Here is an 18,532-nt window from a genome sequence, read left to right on the forward strand (position 1 = left end):
TTTCTTTTCAATGAAGAAGGAGAAAGGGAATATGATAGGAAAATAGCTATTTACCCTTATTTTCGCTAGAATATGAGTACATAAGAAAGGTGTTGTGGAACGTGGAAATTCAGTTTTTAGCAGGCAGATCGGGGAGTGGAAAAACGACTGCAATCTTAGAGGAGATAAAAGAACAGCTTCGGCTTGATCCGTTGGGTCCGCCAATCATTTTTTTAGTCCCGGATCAAATGACATTTTTAATGGAATACGAGCTTGCAAAAACGTCTGAAGCTGGCGGAATGATTAGGGCCAAAGTATTTAGTTTTACTCGTCTTGCTTGGTCTATTTTACAGCAGACTGGCGGAGCGAACCGGCAATTTGTCACAAGCACAGGGATTCAAATGCTTTTAAGAAAAGTGATTGAAGAGCAGAAAGAAAAGTTTAAAGTATTCAAAAAAGCGAGTGATAAGCCGGGGTTTGTTGAGCAAATTGAAAAAACGATGGCTGAATTCAAAAGGTACTGCATGCTGCCGGAGGATATTGAAAAAATTTCAGCGTCCAGCATGCATTCAGAGTATACAGAAGAAAGACGGGCAGCAGAAAAACTGCATGATCTGCATGTTCTTTATCAGCAGATGGAGCAGCATTTACAAGATGAATATGTGCACTCAGAAGATTATTTGACACTTCTTACGCAGCAAATTCCTTTATCTGATGAACTAAAAGGAGCGCATATTTATATAGATGGTTTTTATCAGTTTACCCCGCAGCAGCTTCTCGTCATTGAGCAGCTCCTGCTGCATGCCACAAAAGTAACCGCTGCTTTCACAGTGGATCGTTCATATCATGACACGCAGCCAAATGAACTTGATCTATTTCGCATGACAGGCAAAACGTATTTTCAACTCTATCAGCTTGCCAAAGAGTGCGGAGCGGACATTTCTGAGAACATTTTGGAGAGAAATAAACGGCATCTTCATACACCAGACCTAGCTTATTTAGAAAATCAATATGAGCAGAGACCGCCGCAGCCGTATCAAGAAGAAACGCCTCATCTCACAGTATCTAAAAGTGCAAACAAACGAGCTGAGATTGAGGGAGTAGCGAGAGACATTCTTGATTTAGTGAGAGAGGACGGCTTCAGGTTACGAGATATTTCGATTGTTGCAAGGCATGTAGACGACTATAAAGATACGTTAAAAGAGGTTTTTCGAGATTACGATATTCCTTTTTTTATTGATGGAAATGAATCGATGCAGTATCATCCGCTCATTGAATTGATTCGTTCGAGCTTGGACGTCATAAAAGGGAACTGGCGGTATGAAGCAGTGTTTCGCTGTGTGAAAACAGAGTTCCTATTTCCGCTAGAACTCGCTAAGAACAAAGCGAGAGAACAGGCAGATCAGCTCGAAAACTATTGTATTGCTTATGGTGTAAAAGGGGAACGCTGGACAAACAGCTCCCGTTTTCATTACAGGCGATTCCAATCATTAGATGAAGATTTTGGACAAACAGATCAAGAAATTGAAATGGAACAAATGCTGAATGACGTGAAAGAATGGATTGTTCCCCCTCTTTTTCAATTGCAAAAAAGATTGAAAAAAGCACAAAAGGTGAGGGACATGGTAGAGGCCATCTATGTCTTTCTAGAGGAAATACAAGTGCCGGATAAGCTTGAAAAGGCAAGGCTTGAGGCTGAAGAAACAGGTAGATTAGCTGAAGCGATGCAGCATGGACAAGTATGGGATGCTGTTATTCAATTAATGGATGAATTTGTTGAAATGCTCGGAGAAGAGGAGCTCTCATTTCCTTTATTCCAACAGATGATGGATACAGGTCTAGCATCTCTAAAGTTTGCTTTGATTCCGCCTTCACTTGACCAAGTATTTATCGGAAGTATGGATCTATCTAGAATGTATCAAGTGAAGTGCACGTTTATCATTGGTGTAAATGATGGCGTTATTCCAGCGCGTCCTTCTGATGAAAGTGTATTGTCTGAGGATGACCGGGAATGGTTAAAGCGAGCAGGAGCAGAGCTGGCAGAGACAGGGAAGGAACGGCTGCTAGATGAGCAATTTTTAATTTACCAAGCGTTATCAAGTCCATCCCGTCATTTGTATCTATCCTATTCGGCTTCAGATGAAGAAGGACGTTCTCTATTGCCTTCGACTTTCATCAAGTATTGCCAAGAGCTTATGCCAAATCACCAGCATGCTCTTTATGTGTTAGATCCAGAACAGCTGGATGACGAGGATCAATTAAAATTTATAGCGAATGAGCATGTCTCGTTATCCTATACCGTCTCGCAGCTGCAGCAATGGCTCAATCAATATCCCATCAGCGATGTATGGTGGAGTGTATATAATGATTTAATGACGTCACCCAATCGGGATGTATCAAAAAAGATCATGTCAAGTTTGTTTTTTACAAATAGAGCGAAGCGCTTAAAGCCAAATGTCACAAAAGAGCTTTACGGTGATCATATTCAAGGCAGTGTTTCAAGGATGGAGAAATTCAATGCGTGTGCATTTTCTCACTTTGCTTCTCACGGGTTAAAACTAAAGGATCGACAATTTTACAAATTGGAAGCACCCGATATCGGTCAGCTGTTTCACTCAGCTTTAAAACATATTTCAGATACGCTCATTGAACAAAAAAAGGATTGGAAGAACTTAACGAAGGAAGATTGTGTCACCTACTCAAGACATGCGATTGAACAGCTTGCTCCGCGTCTGCAAAAGGAAATTTTATTAAGCTCTAATCGGCATGCTTATATTAAAGAAAAACTTCAGAAGATCCTGATTCGCGTCTCTTCTATATTAAGTGAACATGCCAAAGTGAGTGGATTTTCTCCAGTTGGACTTGAATTAGGTTTTGGAGGTCAAGGGCCTCTGCCGCCGTTTACTTTTCAATTGAAAAATGGCTGTACGATGGAGCTTGTCGGAAGAATAGACCGAGTGGATAAAGCAGAAGGTTCAAAAGGGCTGCTTTTGAGAATTGTCGACTATAAGTCCAGCGAGAAAGGGCTTGATTTAGCAGAGGTATACTATGGCTTGGCCTTGCAAATGCTCACTTACTTAGACCTGACAATTACTTATTCTAAAGAATGGCTAGGCATGGAGGCGACTCCTGCTGGAATTTTATATTTCCATATTCATGATCCTCTCATTCAAGCGCCTATTCCGCTCGCAGAGGATGAAATTGAGCAGGAAATATTCAAGAAATTTAAAATGAAGGGTCTGCTGCTTGAAGATGTAGAAGCAGTAAAACTAATGGATCAAACGCTTGAGTCAGGATTATCCCAAGTCATTCAAGCGGGCTTGAAAAAGGATGGATCTTTCCGTTCGGATTCTGCAGTTTTAAGTGAAGATCATTTCCACATACTCACCAAACACGTTCGGCGCACTTTTAAAGAGGCAGGAGAAAGAATTACGAACGGTGAGGTAGAAATTAATCCATATAAATTGAAGGATCAAACACCTTGCCGCTTTTGTTCATTCAAGTCTATTTGCCAGTTTGATGAATCAATAGAGGACAATGAATTTAGAGTGCTCACATCAGAGAAAGATGATGTCATGATAGACCGGATCAAAAAAGAAGGAGATCAGTATGCAAATACCAAAACCGAATAACAGTACTTGGACGGATGACCAATGGGAAGCCATCGTTTCAGAAGGACAGGATATCCTTGTTGCTGCTGCGGCGGGGTCAGGTAAAACGGCTGTCTTGGTTGAACGGCTGATTCGAAAAATGACCCGGCCTGAGGATCCAGTTGACGTAGACCGTCTGCTCGTTGTGACTTTTACAAATGCATCTGCGGCAGAAATGAAGCACCGGATCACTGAAGCACTTGAAAAAGAGTTATCCAAAAACCCAGGGTCACTTCATATGAGAAGACAGCTGTCCCTCATGAATCGAGCCAATATTTCTACCTTGCACTCCTTTTGCTTGCAAGTTCTACGCACCTTTTATTATGAGATTGATCTTGATCCAGGCTTCCGTTTGGCTGATCAAACAGAAGGAGAATTATTAGGAGATGAAGTGTTAGATGAGCTGTTTGAAGATGAATATAAGGCTGGAAAGCCAGCATTCTTTGAACTGGTTGATCGTTACACATCGGATCGGCATGACTTAGATTTGCAATGGCTCGTGAAAAGAATTTATGAATTTTCTAGGTCTCATCCTTCTCCGGAGCAATGGATGCGGGCATTCCTTTCTCTTTATGATGTGGATGCACAAACAAAAGTAGAAAAATTACCATTTTATCCATATATAAGAGAGGATCTTTCTCTCGTTTTCCGGAGCTGTCAGGAGCTGCTCGAACGAGCTCTTACCCTATCAAAAGAGCCGGGTGGTCCAGCACCGAGAGCAGAGAATTTTATAGATGATTTAGAGCAAGTACATGAATTAATCAGGCATCAAGATGATTTTGAGAAGCTTTATGAGCTCTTACCGAACATCAATTTTAAAAGGCTAAAGACGTGCAAAGGGGACGAATACGACCCTGTTCTGTTAGAAAAAGCCACAGAGGCACGCAATCAAGCGAAAAAACAATTAGAAAAGCTAAAAGATGAATACTTTATGCGCAGTCCTGCACAGCATTTAAATAGCTTGGCTGAAATGAAGCCAGTTGTTGAGACCCTTGTGGAGCTTGTCATCCAATTTGGAGAACGTTTCGAAAGAGCAAAACAAGAAAAATCAATCGTAGACTTTTCAGATTTAGAGCATTATTGCTTACGCATTTTAGCGAAGCAGGACGCGGAAGGAAATTTGATCGAAACAGAAGCAGCTAAATACTATCAACAGCAATTTGAAGAAGTGCTCGTTGATGAATACCAGGATACAAACCTTGTACAAGAAACGATTTTAAAGCTTGTGTCTAAAGGGGAACATCCTGCAGAAGGCAACCTTTTTATGGTTGGTGATGTAAAGCAGTCCATTTATCGGTTTAGACTGGCTGAGCCAATGCTCTTTTTAAACAAATATAAACACTTTAAAACAGACGGCAATGAAACAGGTAAGAGAATTGATTTAAATAAAAACTTCCGTAGCCGTTCTGATGTTTTAGACTGTACGAACTTTTTGTTCAAACAGCTGATGGGGGAAACAGTTGGAGAAATTGAATATGATGAACAAGCTGAATTAAAGCTTGGGGCGAGTTATCCGCAAAGCAAAGATACAACGACAGAAATGCTCCTTGTCCATCTAGATCAACATGAAGCGGAAAGCGACGAAGAACGAGAAGAACTAGAGACCGTGCAATTTGAGGCGAGGGTCATTGCAAAGAAAATAAAAGAATTGGTTGAACAGCCTTTTCAAGTGTACGATGCAAAACAGCAAATGACCCGCAACTTGCAATATCGAGATATCGTGATTTTGCTTCGTTCTATGCCGTGGGCCCCGCAAATGATGGAGGAATTGAAGAAGCAGGGAATCCCTGTGTATGCGAATCTTTCGTCAGGCTATTTCGAAGCAACAGAGGTGTCTGTGATTCTTTCTCTGTTAAAAGTAATCGATAATCCATATCAGGATATCCCGCTTGCAGCTGTTTTAAGATCACCTATTGTTCATTTAGACGAAAATGAAATGGCACTTATGAGAACGAGTGATAAAAAAGGCACTTATTATGATGCTGTGAAGGCATTCATGAGTGTAACCCATTCTGATCACCCTACATGCAAAAAACTAGAGAGATTCTTCCGATTTCTGCGTAAGTGGCGTGATTTCTCCATGAATCATTCGGTAGCAGAATTGATTTGGGAAGTGTACCGCGATACCCAGTATGTAGATTATGTTGGCGGGATGCCTGGCGGGAAGCAGAGGCAGGCAAATCTTCGTGCTCTTTATGATCGAGCAAAGCAGTATGAAAAGGCTGCCTTTAGAGGACTGTTTCGATTCCTTCGTTTTATTGAAAGAATGCAAGAGCGTGGAGATGATCTTGGAGCAGCGAAAACGTTCAGTGAAACAGAGGACGTTGTTCGCATGATGACGATTCACAGCAGTAAAGGTTTAGAATTTCCAGTTGTCTTTACCGCAGGACTCGGCAGGAACTTTAATATGATGGACTTAAACCAGTCCTACTTGCTCGATAAAGAACTAGGCTTTGGAAGCAAATATATTCATCCAGAGCTGAGAATTAGTTATGCGACATTACCGCTTGTGGCGATGAAAAAAAAGATGAGAAAAGAGTTATTATCTGAAGAGCTGAGGGTTCTATACGTGGCGCTTACAAGGGCCAAGGAAAAATTATTCCTTGTCGGCTCCGTCAAAAATCAGGTGAAAGCATTAAGTAAATGGCAAAATGCCGCAAATGGAGAAGAGTGGCTCCTCCCTGATTTTGAACGATACCAAGCCAAAACTTACTTAGATTTTATAGGACCTGCTCTCATCCGTCATCAAGCGATGTCATCCATTTTAGAAGAAGCAGGCGATGTTGTTCTCTCACATCCATCATCATTCACCATCTCATTTACTCAAGCCTCAGATCTTCTAAAAGAAGATGTGTCACTTGAAAAGAAGCAGCATGACGAAGTGGTACAAGCATTAATGGAAGGTCTTCCTGTTGAAGGACGTGGTGATTATGAAGAGGAGGTTGCCGAGAGACTCTCATGGAAATACCCATATGTAGCGGCCTCGCAAGTCGGTACAAAGCAGTCTGTCTCAGAGATAAAAAGGATGAAAGAAGTACAGGATGAGTACAGTGTTCCTGCTTCTATTCGAAAAGCTCGTGCAACCTTGTATGACCGGCCGGCTTTTATGAAGAAAAAAACACTCACTGCCGCAGAACAAGGTACTGCGATGCATACAGTCATGCAGCACATTCCGCTTCCTTCAGAAGAGCCTTATGATGAATCTCGTATAGAGCAGCTGCTCGATTCCTTGCAGCAGCGAGACTTACTAACAGATGAGCAAATCCTGTCTATTGATCGAGAAGGGATCATGGCCTTCTTTTCTACTTCTATTGGTCAAAAACTGCGGAAAGCGGACTGGGTGAAACGAGAAGTGTCATTTAGTATGATTTTACCTGTCAAAGAGGTGTACAGCCATATTGATGCAGAGGATGAACCTGTGCTTATTCAAGGAATGATTGATTGTTTGTTTGAAGTAGATGGAAAGCTTTATTTACTTGATTATAAAACAGATAGAGTGCAAGGCAGATATTCTGGCGGACTAGAGGCTGCCGAATCGATTTTGAAAAAGCGCTATGAAACCCAATTAGCGTTATACGCAGCAGCAGTAGAACGTTTAACAAACAGATCATTAGAGGGGAAAATTCTCTATTTCTTCGATGGGAATTTAGAAATTTCTTTATAAAAATAACGGAATGAGAGGTGAATCACATGAGGATTCTGCATACAGCGGATTGGCATCTCGGTAAAACCCTTGAAGGCCGAAGCCGGCTTGACGAGCAAGCTCAGTTTTTAGATGAACTGTATCAAATCGTCAAAGACGAACAAATTGATGTCATTGTGATGGCTGGTGATGCCTTTGATACAGTGAACCCACCTGCTAGAGCAGAGCAGCTTTTTTATGAAAGTCTGTCTGCATTATCTGATAAAGGAAAGCGTCAGGTTGTGGTCATCTCAGGCAACCATGATAATCCGGATCGCTTATCAGCCGCATCTCCTTTAACAAATGATCAGGGGATTCATTTAATTGGCTATCCGACAAATGACATGATCCGCGTCAATGTTCCTTCTTCAAGTGAACGTCTATCCATTGCAGCACTCGCTTATCCGTCCGAGGCGAGGCTAAACGAGGTGCTGGCTGAAACATTTGAAGAGAAACTGCTTCGTGATCATTACAATTTAAAAATACAACAAGCGTTTCAACATTTAAGTGCTCAATTCCAAGCTGATACCGTCAATATCGCAACGAGCCATATTTATGTGGCAGGAGGAAGTCAAACAGATTCAGAAAGACCGATTGAAGTAGGAGGTGCATATACCGTTGCGGCTGAAAGTCTTCCCGAAGCCGCATGTTATGTCGCACTTGGTCATTTGCATCGTCCGCAAACTATCAAACGTGCCAAAACGATTGCCCGCTATTCTGGATCACCGCTTGCTTATAGCTTTTCAGAGTCAGGCTATGCCAAATCAGTCACCATTGTAGATGCAAAGCCTAATGAAAAAGCAAGCTGGAAAGAAGTGTTTTTATCAAGCGGTAAACCACTTGTGAAGTGGAAGGCGACTGAGGGGCTGAGTCAAGTACACGAGTGGCTAGATGAGAAACGGGATCTTCATGCCTGGATTGATTTAGAGATTCATTTAACAGATCAACTGTCAATTGAAGAGATCCATCAGCTCCGAAAGCAGCATAGTGGTTTTGTCCACATTAGACCAAAGTTCAAAGAATTAGAGAAAATAGAAGAAGAAAAACAAGTGGAAAAGCTCTCAATCGAAGAGCGATTCGTGAAATTTTATGAACGCCAGACAGGTGGCGGTCTGCCTGATGAAAAAACAGTCAAGCTGTTTTTAGAGCTTGCCAATGACATGCAAGAGGAGGAAGCGACTTGAAGCCGATCACGCTAACCATTAAAGGACTTCATAGCTTCAGAGAAGAACAAATCATTGACTTTAGCTCTTTATGTGATGCAGGTGTGTTCGGCATCTTTGGACCGACAGGAAGCGGAAAGTCATCCATATTAGATGCCATGACACTAGCACTCTATGGCAAAGTTGAACGTGCGTTAAATAATACACATGGTATTTTGAACCAAGCTGAAGAAAAACTGTCGGTTTCCTTTACATTCGCTTTGCAAAAGGAGCATCACATTTCTTATAAAGTCGAACGTGCTTTCAAGCGAGCAGATGAAATGAAGGTCAGAACGACATTATGCCGGCTGATTGAAATCAGTGATACGCAGACAGTTCTTGCAGATAAAGCGAGTGAGGTCAATCGTAAAATAGAAGAATTACTTGGATTAACAATTGATGATTTTACGAGAGCGGTTGTCTTACCACAAGGAAAGTTTGCAGAATTCCTTTCATTGAAAGGAGCCGACAGACGCCAAATGCTTCAGCGTTTGTTTAATCTAGAAAAGTATGGTGATCAGCTCGTCAAACGTTTGCGGGCAAAGGCTCAGAACCAGTATGGGCAGAAAAATGAACTGCTGGCTGAACTGAATGGCTTAGGAGAAGCTGGCCCAGAGGCATTAGCGCAAGCGAAGGAAGCCGCTAAGCAGGCAAAGGCCATTTTTCATGAGAAAAAACAAATGCGGGACGAAGCGTTAACTGCTTTTACAAAGGCGCAAGCGATTTGGCAGTATCAAAAAGAACTAGAGGCATATGAGACTGAACAAAACAAGCTCAACCTGTTGGCACCAACGATGGAAGAGAAAAAAACTCAACTCAACATCGCGGAGCAAGCAGAGACATTAAAGCCCTATGCGGATGCATTAACAAAGGCTGAAAAGCAGCTTTCTCAAGCGTCAAAAGAGAAGCAAGAAGCAGAAAAACAGTTACTTCATCAACGAACGATCTATGAACAAATGACGCAGGAGTATGAGCGAGCCCGGCAGACAAAAATAGAGACTGAGCCAGCGCTTCTTCAAAAGAAAGAACAGCTGATTCAGTTAAAGGAAATTGAACGTAAAAAAGAGGCGGCTCTTCAGGAAAAGACGGGGCTAGAGCAGCAAAAAAATGAAAAAGCGCAGCAATTGATACAAAAAAAAGCAGAAGCAGAGAATCTCCAATCTCTATTAGAGCGTGCACTGACGAAACAAACACAGCTGAAGCGTGAGCTGGAGCCATTACAAGTCTCTGTAAAAGAGCGGAAAAGTGTACAGGAGGCTTTGCGTTTAAGTGAAAATGTTCAAAGAATCAATCAGAACATTCAAAAGGAAGAACAAAAGATTGGGGAGCTAAAAAAGCGATCCTCACAGGCTGCAGAAGCTTATGAAAAGCTTCAAAAACAGCAAAAAGACCATCACGAAAAAATAGACCAGTCGTTTCAAGCGATTGAACAACTCTATTTTTATGTATGTGAATTTGAGCGAGCTCTTACAGAATGGAGTAAGAGAGAACAAAATCAGAAGCTCGAAAAATTAAAACAGCGTGATGCTGTAAGGGCAGCAGAATTAAGAAAAGAATTAGCGGCAGAGCTTGTAGATGGTGAGCCATGTCCCGTTTGTGGGTCGATTCATCATGATCCAAAAGCTGCGATAGCCAATGACCATGAAGAAACTGTTACCCAAATCGATGAAGTCATTCAAAGAATAGACAAAGAGCTCAAGCAAGCAGAGGAATATGCTAGAGACATGTATGCCGCAAAGCAGCTGCTAGAAACGTATGCCAATCAATTAGTAAAGCAGTTCGCCTTTTTATCTCAAAAAGCCCCCGGTGCGGAGGTAGCTGCAGCAGTAGAAGCAGTGCAAAATCCGCAGTCCTTGCAGCATCTGATTCAAGAATGGAAAGCCATGAAACAAGATATTCAAGAAGTTGAACGTAAACGTGCTCGTTTAATGGATGAAACCCGTGATCAGGCAGCAGAGATGAACAAAATGGAAGATCAATTGACATTTGAACAGCAGCGTATTCAAGAATTAGAGGTACTGATCAAGGAGCTTCAATCTGAGCTTTCAGAGCAAACAACACAATTTGAGCAGGCCTTCCCGCACTTTATATTGAGCCAAGTGCAAGAGATGCAAAAGCAAATCGATGAAAAGGACCAACAAGCAGAAGGCTATAAAGAACGTATTGAGAAAAGTATTTCGTTTTTAGAAGAAAAACAGCAGATAAAAGAGCAGCTGCAAACAACCACATACGATTTAGAGAAGGAGCTAGATAAACTAGCGCATCAGCTAGAAAGTCAGCAGCAGCTCATCCATCAATATGAAACAGATATAGGGCGATATCCATTAAAAGCTGCCTCTATTTCTGATGAACTGATCGAGGTTGAACAGTCTCTTAGTCATCTAAATGAAAAAGAACAGCAATCGTACCAGCAATTAAAGCATACGCAGCAACTGTTTAGTGAGGCGCAAAGCCATTTTTCAAGCAGTGAGCGTCAACTCCAAGAGGCTAACCAGCGAAAACAAGAAGCTGAAGCAGCATGGCAAAAAGAAACAGAGACTTCTCCTTTTCATAAGCCGCAGGAGATTGAGTCTGCTTTCATGGATCGAGCAGTACGTCATACGGTCAAACAGGAAATTGAAGAATTTGAGGATAAAAGAAAGCAGTGTGCTGCAAACTTAAAGCGAATTTCTGAACTGCTGAAAGAGGAGTCTCTAGATGAAGAGCAGTGGACAGAGGTTCAATTAAGAAAAGAAGCGGCAGAAAAGGCACTTGAAGAAGCAACAGTGATGAGCGGGTCTGCACATGAACACCTGCGTGTGATTGAAGAAAATCATCAGCGATTTGCAAGTATTCATGAACGCTTGGAAGGACTACAGCAAGAAATTGATCGGCTCGATAAGCTGCAAACTGTTTTTAAAGGGAATACATTTGTTGAGTTCCTAGCAGAAGAACAGTTAGAAAGTGTCAGCCGTGATGCATCAGCCCGTCTAGGCATTTTGACGAGACAAAGGTATGCAATTGAAGTCGACTCAGAAGGCGGTTTTGTGATGCGTGATGATGCCAATGGCGGCGTTAGACGCCCAGTGTCCAGCTTGTCTGGCGGAGAAACCTTCCTGACGTCATTGGCGCTTGCGCTTGCTCTTTCAGCGCAAATCCAGCTGAGAGGTGAGTTCCCGCTGCAATTCTTCTTCCTTGATGAAGGGTTCGGTACACTCGATCAAGACTTGTTGGATACGGTGATTACTGCACTAGAGAAACTACAGTCTCAAAATTTAGCAGTTGGTGTGATCAGCCATGTGGAAGAATTGAAGATGAGACTGCCGAAGAAACTGATTGTCCACCCAGCAGATCCAAGCGGGAAAGGGACAACAGTATCAATGGAATTAATGTAAATGTTGAGGTGATGACAGGGTGGCAAAGCAAACGATTGGATTATGTGAGCTGTGCGGAAGACAAGATGTCCTGCTCACGGAACACCACTTAACGCCAAGAGAAGAAGGTGGGGCATTTTTACCGACTGCCTTCCTGTGCATCTCTTGCCATAAACAAGTGCATGCCCTTTTTACAAACCAGGAGCTTGCCGCACGTTTGAACACGCTTGATGCGCTAAGACAAGATGAAAACCTTGTTCCGTACATCAAATGGATTCGAAAACAGCCGGCAAGCAAGCTGGTCAAAACAAAAAAATCGAGACAACGCAGAAAGAAATAAGCATAAAAAAGCACTCCTCTAAATGAAATGAGCGTAGAGGAGTCGCTTTATGCATTGCCTACCATATTCTGATCATTTAAGTCAGGATCCACATAGTTGGTGGCGCTAATGCCATTATTTAATATCAAGAAATCTCCGGTATTCCCCGCTCCAGAGCCTAAAGCAGATTTTGACGAACTTTTAGGCGAAAGGTAAAATGAGTCACCGACGTTTACGACGCCTCCAGAAATAGAGTTAATGTAAATGGGTCCGACAATTGCTGGCATAATCGACATCCTTTATTCGAAGTCATATCATCATCATATGCGCAGGTAGGTCCACTTGTGAGTTTGGCGGACTTTCGTCGTTGCTAAATACTAAATAACTGTCGAATATGCTTCACTCGCGCAACGCCATTCATTCTACACGTAGAGCCAATTTGAAATACAGAGGATGACGACACCCCTTCTACATGTATCGAAGAAACTTTAATAACCGGCTTTTCATGGTGAAATGCCGTTCTAACTGATCGTTCTGGCAGCATCAATGGAATGGGCTCATAATACACTTCAAATTCTTTTGCATCTAAGTTTTCTGCTTCATTCCCATAAAACAAACTAATCGTTCGTTGAACAGCCAGCACCTTGATCTTCGGGCATAGCTCCTGTGTATCACCAATTTGAACTACACTCGAAATCCCGACAGAATTCACCTTCGTGAACTTCACTTGAGATGTGCGCTTCATCATTATTGAGGTGACAGAGGAACAAACGGGCCGATAATAAGAGATTCTGGCGGTGTATCGAAAATCGAGGATAATTGTACATGGTCTGTGTCCCCGATGATAAATAGAGAAGAGGACGATACCCCAACTACTTTAATGCTTCCGGTCTCGATGTTGCGGTTGACAACTGTGAAATTCATCCGTTTTCCTCTCCTTTCGTTTCACTTGGAATATGGGCTAAAAAATGCTCAATCGCCCGCTTCACATCATGTTTCACATATTCAGCAATTTGCTCTGAACGCTGCAGCGGGGTCATATCTTCCCGTTGTGGCAGCTGTCCCGCATAGTATTTGATTCTGCTGTCAATTTGTTTTCGAATGTCCTCAATGATATGGTGTTTATTGCTTTCATCAAGAGAGCCTTCATATCGCTCCTCTAGTTCTTCAAGAAGTTCTGGTGCTTCTTCATTTAAAAATGCATCGACAAGCTGGCGTGTTTGATTGAAAAATTGATCAGCCATTTCTTGCTGCATCATTCCAATTCCCGGGGTTGTTGTTTGGCCTACTTCAAAATTTTGAACACTGTTTGGATCAGATGGATTGAGGCCAATATTCAATGTACCTTCCAGCCGCTCGATTTTCAGTTGATCAAATTGATAATCAATCCGTTCAATATTCGTTGTCGGTTTATCTTTGATCATTTGTATTTCCTGCTGAAGCTCGTTAAGCTTTTTTTCAAGCATCATGATTTGTTGTGTTTGCTTTTGAATGATGCCATACACTTGTGAAGCGTTGCTTTGATAGTCATACATTTACATACACCTCCGGGGATTGCAGATGAACTTAAGTTGTTGGTGACTGAAGCGGTACAAAAGGTACTGTGCTTGCGCCTTGAGATTCTTCAATTCCTTGTGAGCCTGCTGCGGCAGGTGCTGATTCTACGTAGCTGCCTGTGTTATACAGGTTGGAAAGCGCCTTGATTGATCCAGCACTCCCAATTTGCAGAACAGATGAGTTACTCACAGACTCCACACGTAAATAATTAATTTGTATCGCTTGATTAATATAGAAGTTCAACGGATTCTCACTCCTTACAAGTTACCAACAAGCGGTTGATCAATGACATCACTGTCGTACGTATTTGTCACACTTTTATAGTTGCTAATGCGCAATTGATCACCAGTGTTAAAACTGCCTGCGCCAGCAAACGTTTTAACCTGACTATTTGGAGAAATGGTGATGCAGTCTCCAACATGAACGACTCCGCTCGTTCCGACGGCATTTACTTTAAAGGCTCCAACAATAGCCGGCATAGCGGTGCACATCCTTTATAAAATTAGTGCGCTTTGATTTTGGGCGTTTCACCATAGCTTATGATGGGTCTTTTAATGTGTGATTGTCTTTTTAAAAGCTTTTGATGAGAGGAATTAGGTGTATGGTTTACCCTTTATTCGAGCATTCTTTAGAGGTGTATTTGCTGCCTTTATTTAAGAGTGTGTCAAGCTCTTGACTGCACCTGATGGTTTCTTCAGCATTCATACCGAATTTTTTTGCAGTCTCAATTAAATGTAATCTTTTTTGTTCAATTTCATAATTGATCATAACGGACGCCAACTCTCACATTTTTTATCAAATAGAAGGATATGGTTAGTATACTCTATTTTTCTATAAAAAAAGCTGTTTCGTCAATATGAGTAATAAAGTGACAAAATTCGAAAAAGTTCTTACGTGCCAGAGGTCTCTTTTCTAATCTCAGCTTGTAAATAACGTCGTCTTTTGTTGATATACTGCCGAATTAACTCTCGCTCTGACTGTAGTACTTCTTTTCGATCTTTCGTATATGGGTCGTCTGCGATTCGGTGCTCAATAGAGTCATGCCATTTCTCGATCATTGGACAGAGGCGGTCCTGTGAAAAATGTGTATCTAGTACATGCTGGAAAAGAGCATAATAGGCTCTCTTGAACGAAGGAATATCTAGTAATCTAGCGGTTAATGTATTAAATCCGCTTACTGGAATATAATCGAACGCCATTTCTTCTCCATGAATGTCACGGCCCCATGTCGCATCATAATCCCAAGGAAGCACTTGAAACCGCCCTTGTTCATTCACATAAAGAGCGTAGTTATGAACAAAGCCATCAAAATTTTGGGTGCACACTACACCAATGAGCCAGCGGAAATATTGATTGACATCAAGGTATTGCTCAATCTTTTCTGCAAAAATGTCGTCTGTTGCTGTATTCAGAAAGTAAATAAATTCGCTCAGTTGCTCGTCATGTCTTGATGTACCCGTTTTTTTCTCGTACCCGAGAAGAAGGTGTTTTTTGGGCTTTTTATCAAATGAACTTAAAAGGGAGAAATTGGCGTCGTCATCTACTGCATAATAAATACCGCCTCCTGATAGTTGCCGTTTTTGAAGAAATAGCTCATCCACGGATTCTATTTTTAAATAAATGCCTTCTTTTCTTCCATTGATGGTCAAGAATACATGAGAAGCGGCAGGGCTTAGCACCCCCATCTGTTCGAAGAAATAAAAGGACAGCCTGTTTCGAATAAAAGAAGGGTCATTGTACTCTGCATTTAAATGAAAGATGGCTTCGCCTTGTCTTTTTTTGGGTTTTCTATATTCAATTTGATAGGACTTTTTCTTGAGCTTTCTAATGTGTGATCCGCGGTAGGAAGCATAAATATGTGATTTGGTCTTGCCGGTTTTAAGAATGGCCTCAACAGGTTCATCGTTCCAGACGTCTTTTCTTAATTCAATAAGATCCTTTGGGTGAATCCAAATATCAAGTTGCTTTAAAGGTTCTGTGGTCATGTGTTCATCAGCCTCCTATGATCTTCTTTACTATATGAAAATGAAGGAATGTCCTGTACCCCTGCTGATAGGTAATCATGGAGTTTTGAAAGAAAGAGGCATTCGCCAAGAACACTTGTCTACCCAGTCTCGTAACATAAAGCAGAGAAGATAAACAGTTTTGTCTGTTTGTTTTGTCAAAGCATAGACTGGGGAGGGGAATTGTTCGTGAGCACATTTGATCATTCACATATTGAACATGCAGTTGATTCACTTCGAAGTGAGGGACGTGATCATCACTTAGATCGTGAACCAGAATCGAGACATTCGCACAAATCAGATCGTTCTCGTCATTCAAAACGCCGTCATTGGTTCTTTGGTGGAGGCGGCTGCCGTAAGTCACACCGCAGTAAAAAAAGCCACAAAAGCTATCGCTCTAAAAAAAGCCGCTGTTCAAAGAAAAGCGTGAAGAGTGAGAAGCCATGCAAAAGTAAAAAGTCGTGTAAAAGTAAAAAATCATGCCGAAGCAAAAAGAGTGAACCGAAAAAATCATGCCGTAGCAAACACAGATCCCATCATAAGAAAAGCTGCCGCAAGTCACACCGCAGCCATCGATCTAAACGTTCTCATCATCACAGACGAAGTCATTCTTGCCGAAGATGCGGAAAGAAAAAGCATCATTCCCGAAGCAGAGGAAATGTTGATCGTAAATGGGATCAAGGGAATATGTGGGAGTATCGACGCTACCGCTAAACATGAGGTCATCATTTTTGAAACCCTTTTTAAAAGAGAGTATGATAAAAAAGGGTTTTTTTTATTTCGTAGAGAAATAAAATGAGACATCATAACTTAGCGAATGAAGATTGTGAGGGGAAGACATGAAGTTTTTTACAGGTGAGATACATCACAGGATGTTTATTGGGGTAGTCATTGATGATGAATGGGTGATGGACGTTAAAAAGGCCGAGGCTAAATTATTTGAGCTGGAGACACTGCCAAACTCTTTAGCTGAATGCATCAACATGGGGGACAAGTTTGTCGAACACGTCAAACAGCTTCTTGATTGGGCTGAGAAAAAAGAGGAAGACCGCGGCTCTTATGTATATCCGCTTTCTGACGTCAAACTCCATGCACCGATTCCAAAACCAGCTAAAAACATCATGTGTGTTGGAAAGAATTATCAAGATCATGTCATGGAGATGGGAAGTGCGGCAGATATTCCTAAAGACGTGATGATTTTTACAAAGGCGCCTACTTCAGTGATTGGACACGAAGCGGATATTCTTCTTCATGAAGGTGTGACAAGTGAATTGGATTACGAAGGTGAGCTTGCCATCGTCATAGGCAAATCAGGGAAGAATATTGCACCTGAACAGGCACGCGATTATATCTTCGGTTACACCATTTTAAATGATGTAACGGCAAGAGATTTGCAGAAAAAACATAAACAATTTTTCATAGGCAAAAGCTTAGATACATCCTGTCCGGTGGGGCCTTATATCGTTCATAAGTCAGTGATCGAGGATCATGGAGCGCTCCATGTGGAAACAAAGGTAAACGGAGAAGTTCGTCAGTCTGCCAGTACGGAACTAATGATCTTTCCGATTGAGGACATTGTTTCAACTCTTTCAAAAGGGATGACGCTAGAAGCAGGTGATATCATTGCAACGGGTACACCTTCTGGGGTTGGCAAAGGCTTTGAACCGCCAAAGTTTTTAGCTTCAGGAGATCATATTGACATCACGATTGAACCGATTGGGACGTTATCGAATCGCGTCAAATAAAGGGCATGTTGACACAGGATTGTCGCTTTGTGTTCGACTTATTTCGTGGTACGATGAGATGGTACTTGTTCTGATAAAGGGGGAAATAACAAATGGGAACACATTTACATATTACAGCGTGGGTACTAGGGATTATTTTATTCTTCGTGGCCTTTGCTCTAGCAGGTAAAAACGACAAAGGTGCTAAAATTGTGCACATGATCGTCAGACTATTCTACTTGCTCATTATCGCAACAGGCGTAGAGCTGTATGTCCGCACAGGAATGAAAATTCCAAGTTTCGGGGGCGAGTATATCGGCAAAATGGTACTCGGTATCCTTGTGATCGGTTTCATGGAAATGGTTCTTGTACGCAAGAAAAAAGGAAAATCAGTGACGGGTGTGTTGATTGGTTTTATCGTGTTTGCGATTGTGACCATTCTTCTTGGTTTACGTCTGCCGATCGGTTTCCATATCTTTTAATATAAAAAGGGCATTGCTTATATGAAGCAGTGCCCTTTTTATGTGACATCAAACTTGGAAACCGACCGGTGACCGTCAGAAGTGGTCCATTCAAAACGAATTTGACCGGCGGCAGGCTCATGGTGACATTGTAGTGCTAGCGATTGTGTATCTGCTGAAAACTGAAAGAAAGAGACGCATTGAAAAGGATGAAAGGAAGAGAAGACACAATCGTAGACGGAAAAGCCAAACTGTTCTACTTGTTCAATGATTTGATAAAAAACGTTTTCAGGTACGAACATGAGTAAGTCAAGCCACCCTTTGGCAAGAGATGCTGTATATTGAATCATTTCACCGCCTTGTACTTCCAACAACTGCCCGTTTTCATGAAGAATCATAGACCCGAGCAATTCTCCTTTTGTCCATCGGTCATTCTCTTCCAAACAGATCATAGAGCTTTGAAGACTTTCTGGCAGCATGATCTCTCCTTCTTCATCTTCGATTAAACAATGCCCGTTTTCAATCAGTAAATACCCGTTACACCACCTTCGGCTGCAGCGCTCGAGATGCTTCATTCGTTTCTCCATTTGCAAAAGCTCCTT

Annotated in this window: 16 protein-coding genes and 2 pseudogenes; 9 read left to right on the forward strand and 9 right to left on the reverse strand. The window is 41.8% G+C overall.

The genetic code is table 11. The features are described 5' to 3' along the window. Positions 1–101: 101 nt before the first annotated feature. Genes addB through ACYH0L_RS05215 form a run of 5 tightly spaced genes read left to right on the forward strand, consistent with a single transcriptional unit; the run spans position 102 to position 12,206 of the window. Positions 102–3,611: a helicase-exonuclease AddAB subunit AddB gene (gene addB / locus ACYH0L_RS05195; protein ID WP_256499447.1), complete on the forward strand. Its 3,510-nt coding sequence runs from the start codon at positions 102–104 to the stop codon at positions 3,609–3,611. Then, on the forward strand, positions 3,589–7,293 hold the full coding sequence (gene addA / locus ACYH0L_RS05200; protein ID WP_256499448.1) for a helicase-exonuclease AddAB subunit AddA: 3,705 nt from the start codon (positions 3,589–3,591) through the stop codon (positions 7,291–7,293). The genes addB and addA overlap by 23 nt, the downstream gene beginning before the upstream one ends. A gap of 26 nt (positions 7,294–7,319) precedes the next feature. Next, positions 7,320–8,495 (forward strand): exonuclease subunit SbcD, encoded by a 1,176-nt coding sequence (gene sbcD, locus ACYH0L_RS05205; protein WP_099728140.1) that lies wholly within the window; start codon positions 7,320–7,322, stop codon positions 8,493–8,495. Then, entirely contained in the window at positions 8,492–11,887 is a 3,396-nt protein-coding gene (gene sbcC, locus ACYH0L_RS05210; RefSeq protein ID WP_230030940.1) for an exonuclease subunit SbcC, read from the forward strand. Before sbcD ends, sbcC begins: the two co-directional genes overlap by 4 nt. A 19-nt stretch (positions 11,888–11,906) precedes the next feature. Beyond that, complete coding sequence (locus ACYH0L_RS05215) at positions 11,907–12,206, forward strand: HNH endonuclease (RefSeq protein ID WP_230030939.1); 300 nt, start codon at positions 11,907–11,909, stop codon at positions 12,204–12,206. Between the two features lie 47 nt (positions 12,207–12,253). On the opposite strand, the gene ACYH0L_RS05220 is transcribed toward ACYH0L_RS05215, so the two are convergent. The 8 genes and pseudogenes from ACYH0L_RS05220 to ACYH0L_RS05255 all read right to left on the reverse strand — a co-directional run bounded on the left by ACYH0L_RS05220 (position 12,254) and on the right by ACYH0L_RS05255 (position 15,727). Then, a complete protein-coding gene (locus ACYH0L_RS05220; RefSeq protein ID WP_003211468.1) occupies positions 12,254–12,472 on the reverse strand; it encodes a spore germination protein in 219 nt (72 codons plus the stop codon). Positions 12,473–12,494: 22 nt separating this feature from the next. Beyond that, positions 12,495–12,933 (reverse strand): annotated as a pseudogene (locus tag ACYH0L_RS05225) (spore germination protein GerPE). Then, the gene (locus tag ACYH0L_RS05230; protein WP_099728144.1) at positions 12,933–13,109 is read right to left on the reverse strand and encodes a spore gernimation protein GerPD; all 177 of its coding nucleotides are present in this window, start codon (positions 13,107–13,109) and stop codon (positions 12,933–12,935) included. Before ACYH0L_RS05230 ends, ACYH0L_RS05225 begins: the two are co-directional and overlap by 1 nt. Beyond that, a complete protein-coding gene (gene gerPC / locus ACYH0L_RS05235; RefSeq protein WP_099728145.1) occupies positions 13,106–13,720 on the reverse strand; it encodes a spore germination protein GerPC in 615 nt (204 codons plus the stop codon). Before gerPC ends, ACYH0L_RS05230 begins: the two co-directional genes overlap by 4 nt. A 31-nt stretch (positions 13,721–13,751) precedes the next feature. After that, positions 13,752–13,985, reverse strand: a complete 234-nt coding sequence (locus tag ACYH0L_RS05240) for a spore germination protein GerPB (RefSeq protein ID WP_099728146.1) — start codon at positions 13,983–13,985, stop codon at positions 13,752–13,754. A gap of 14 nt (positions 13,986–13,999) precedes the next feature. Continuing rightward, entirely contained in the window at positions 14,000–14,221 is a 222-nt protein-coding gene (locus tag ACYH0L_RS05245) for a spore germination protein (protein ID WP_003211745.1), read from the reverse strand. A gap of 127 nt (positions 14,222–14,348) precedes the next feature. After that, complete coding sequence (locus tag ACYH0L_RS05250; protein WP_099728147.1) at positions 14,349–14,510, reverse strand: aspartyl-phosphate phosphatase Spo0E family protein; 162 nt, start codon at positions 14,508–14,510, stop codon at positions 14,349–14,351. 122 nt (positions 14,511–14,632) lie between these two features. Continuing rightward, the gene (locus ACYH0L_RS05255; RefSeq protein ID WP_230030937.1) at positions 14,633–15,727 is read right to left on the reverse strand and encodes a CotH kinase family protein; all 1,095 of its coding nucleotides are present in this window, start codon (positions 15,725–15,727) and stop codon (positions 14,633–14,635) included. Positions 15,728–15,934: 207 nt separating this feature from the next. Here ACYH0L_RS05255 and ACYH0L_RS05260 point away from each other — a divergent pair. The 4 genes and pseudogenes from ACYH0L_RS05260 to ACYH0L_RS05275 all read left to right on the forward strand — a co-directional run. Then, positions 15,935–16,009, forward strand: a pseudogene (locus ACYH0L_RS05260) (CotG/ExsB N-terminal domain-containing protein); the annotation flags it as partial. Between the two features lie 169 nt (positions 16,010–16,178). Next, positions 16,179–16,544, forward strand: a complete 366-nt coding sequence (locus ACYH0L_RS05265; RefSeq protein WP_180275542.1) for a hypothetical protein — start codon at positions 16,179–16,181, stop codon at positions 16,542–16,544. Between the two features lie 40 nt (positions 16,545–16,584). After that, complete coding sequence (locus ACYH0L_RS05270) at positions 16,585–17,490, forward strand: fumarylacetoacetate hydrolase family protein (protein ID WP_249705435.1); 906 nt, start codon at positions 16,585–16,587, stop codon at positions 17,488–17,490. A 92-nt stretch (positions 17,491–17,582) separates the two neighbouring features. Continuing rightward, positions 17,583–17,951 (forward strand): YisL family protein, encoded by a 369-nt coding sequence (locus ACYH0L_RS05275; protein ID WP_099728150.1) that lies wholly within the window; start codon positions 17,583–17,585, stop codon positions 17,949–17,951. A gap of 38 nt (positions 17,952–17,989) precedes the next feature. Here the strand turns inward: ACYH0L_RS05275 and ACYH0L_RS05280 are convergent, their stop codons facing one another. Then, on the reverse strand, positions 17,990–18,517 hold the full coding sequence (locus tag ACYH0L_RS05280; protein ID WP_099728151.1) for a DUF2777 family protein: 528 nt from the start codon (positions 18,515–18,517) through the stop codon (positions 17,990–17,992). Between the last annotated feature and the right edge of the window lie 15 nt (positions 18,518–18,532).

It is taken from the genome of Bacillus sp. MC1252, from assembly GCF_056838025.1.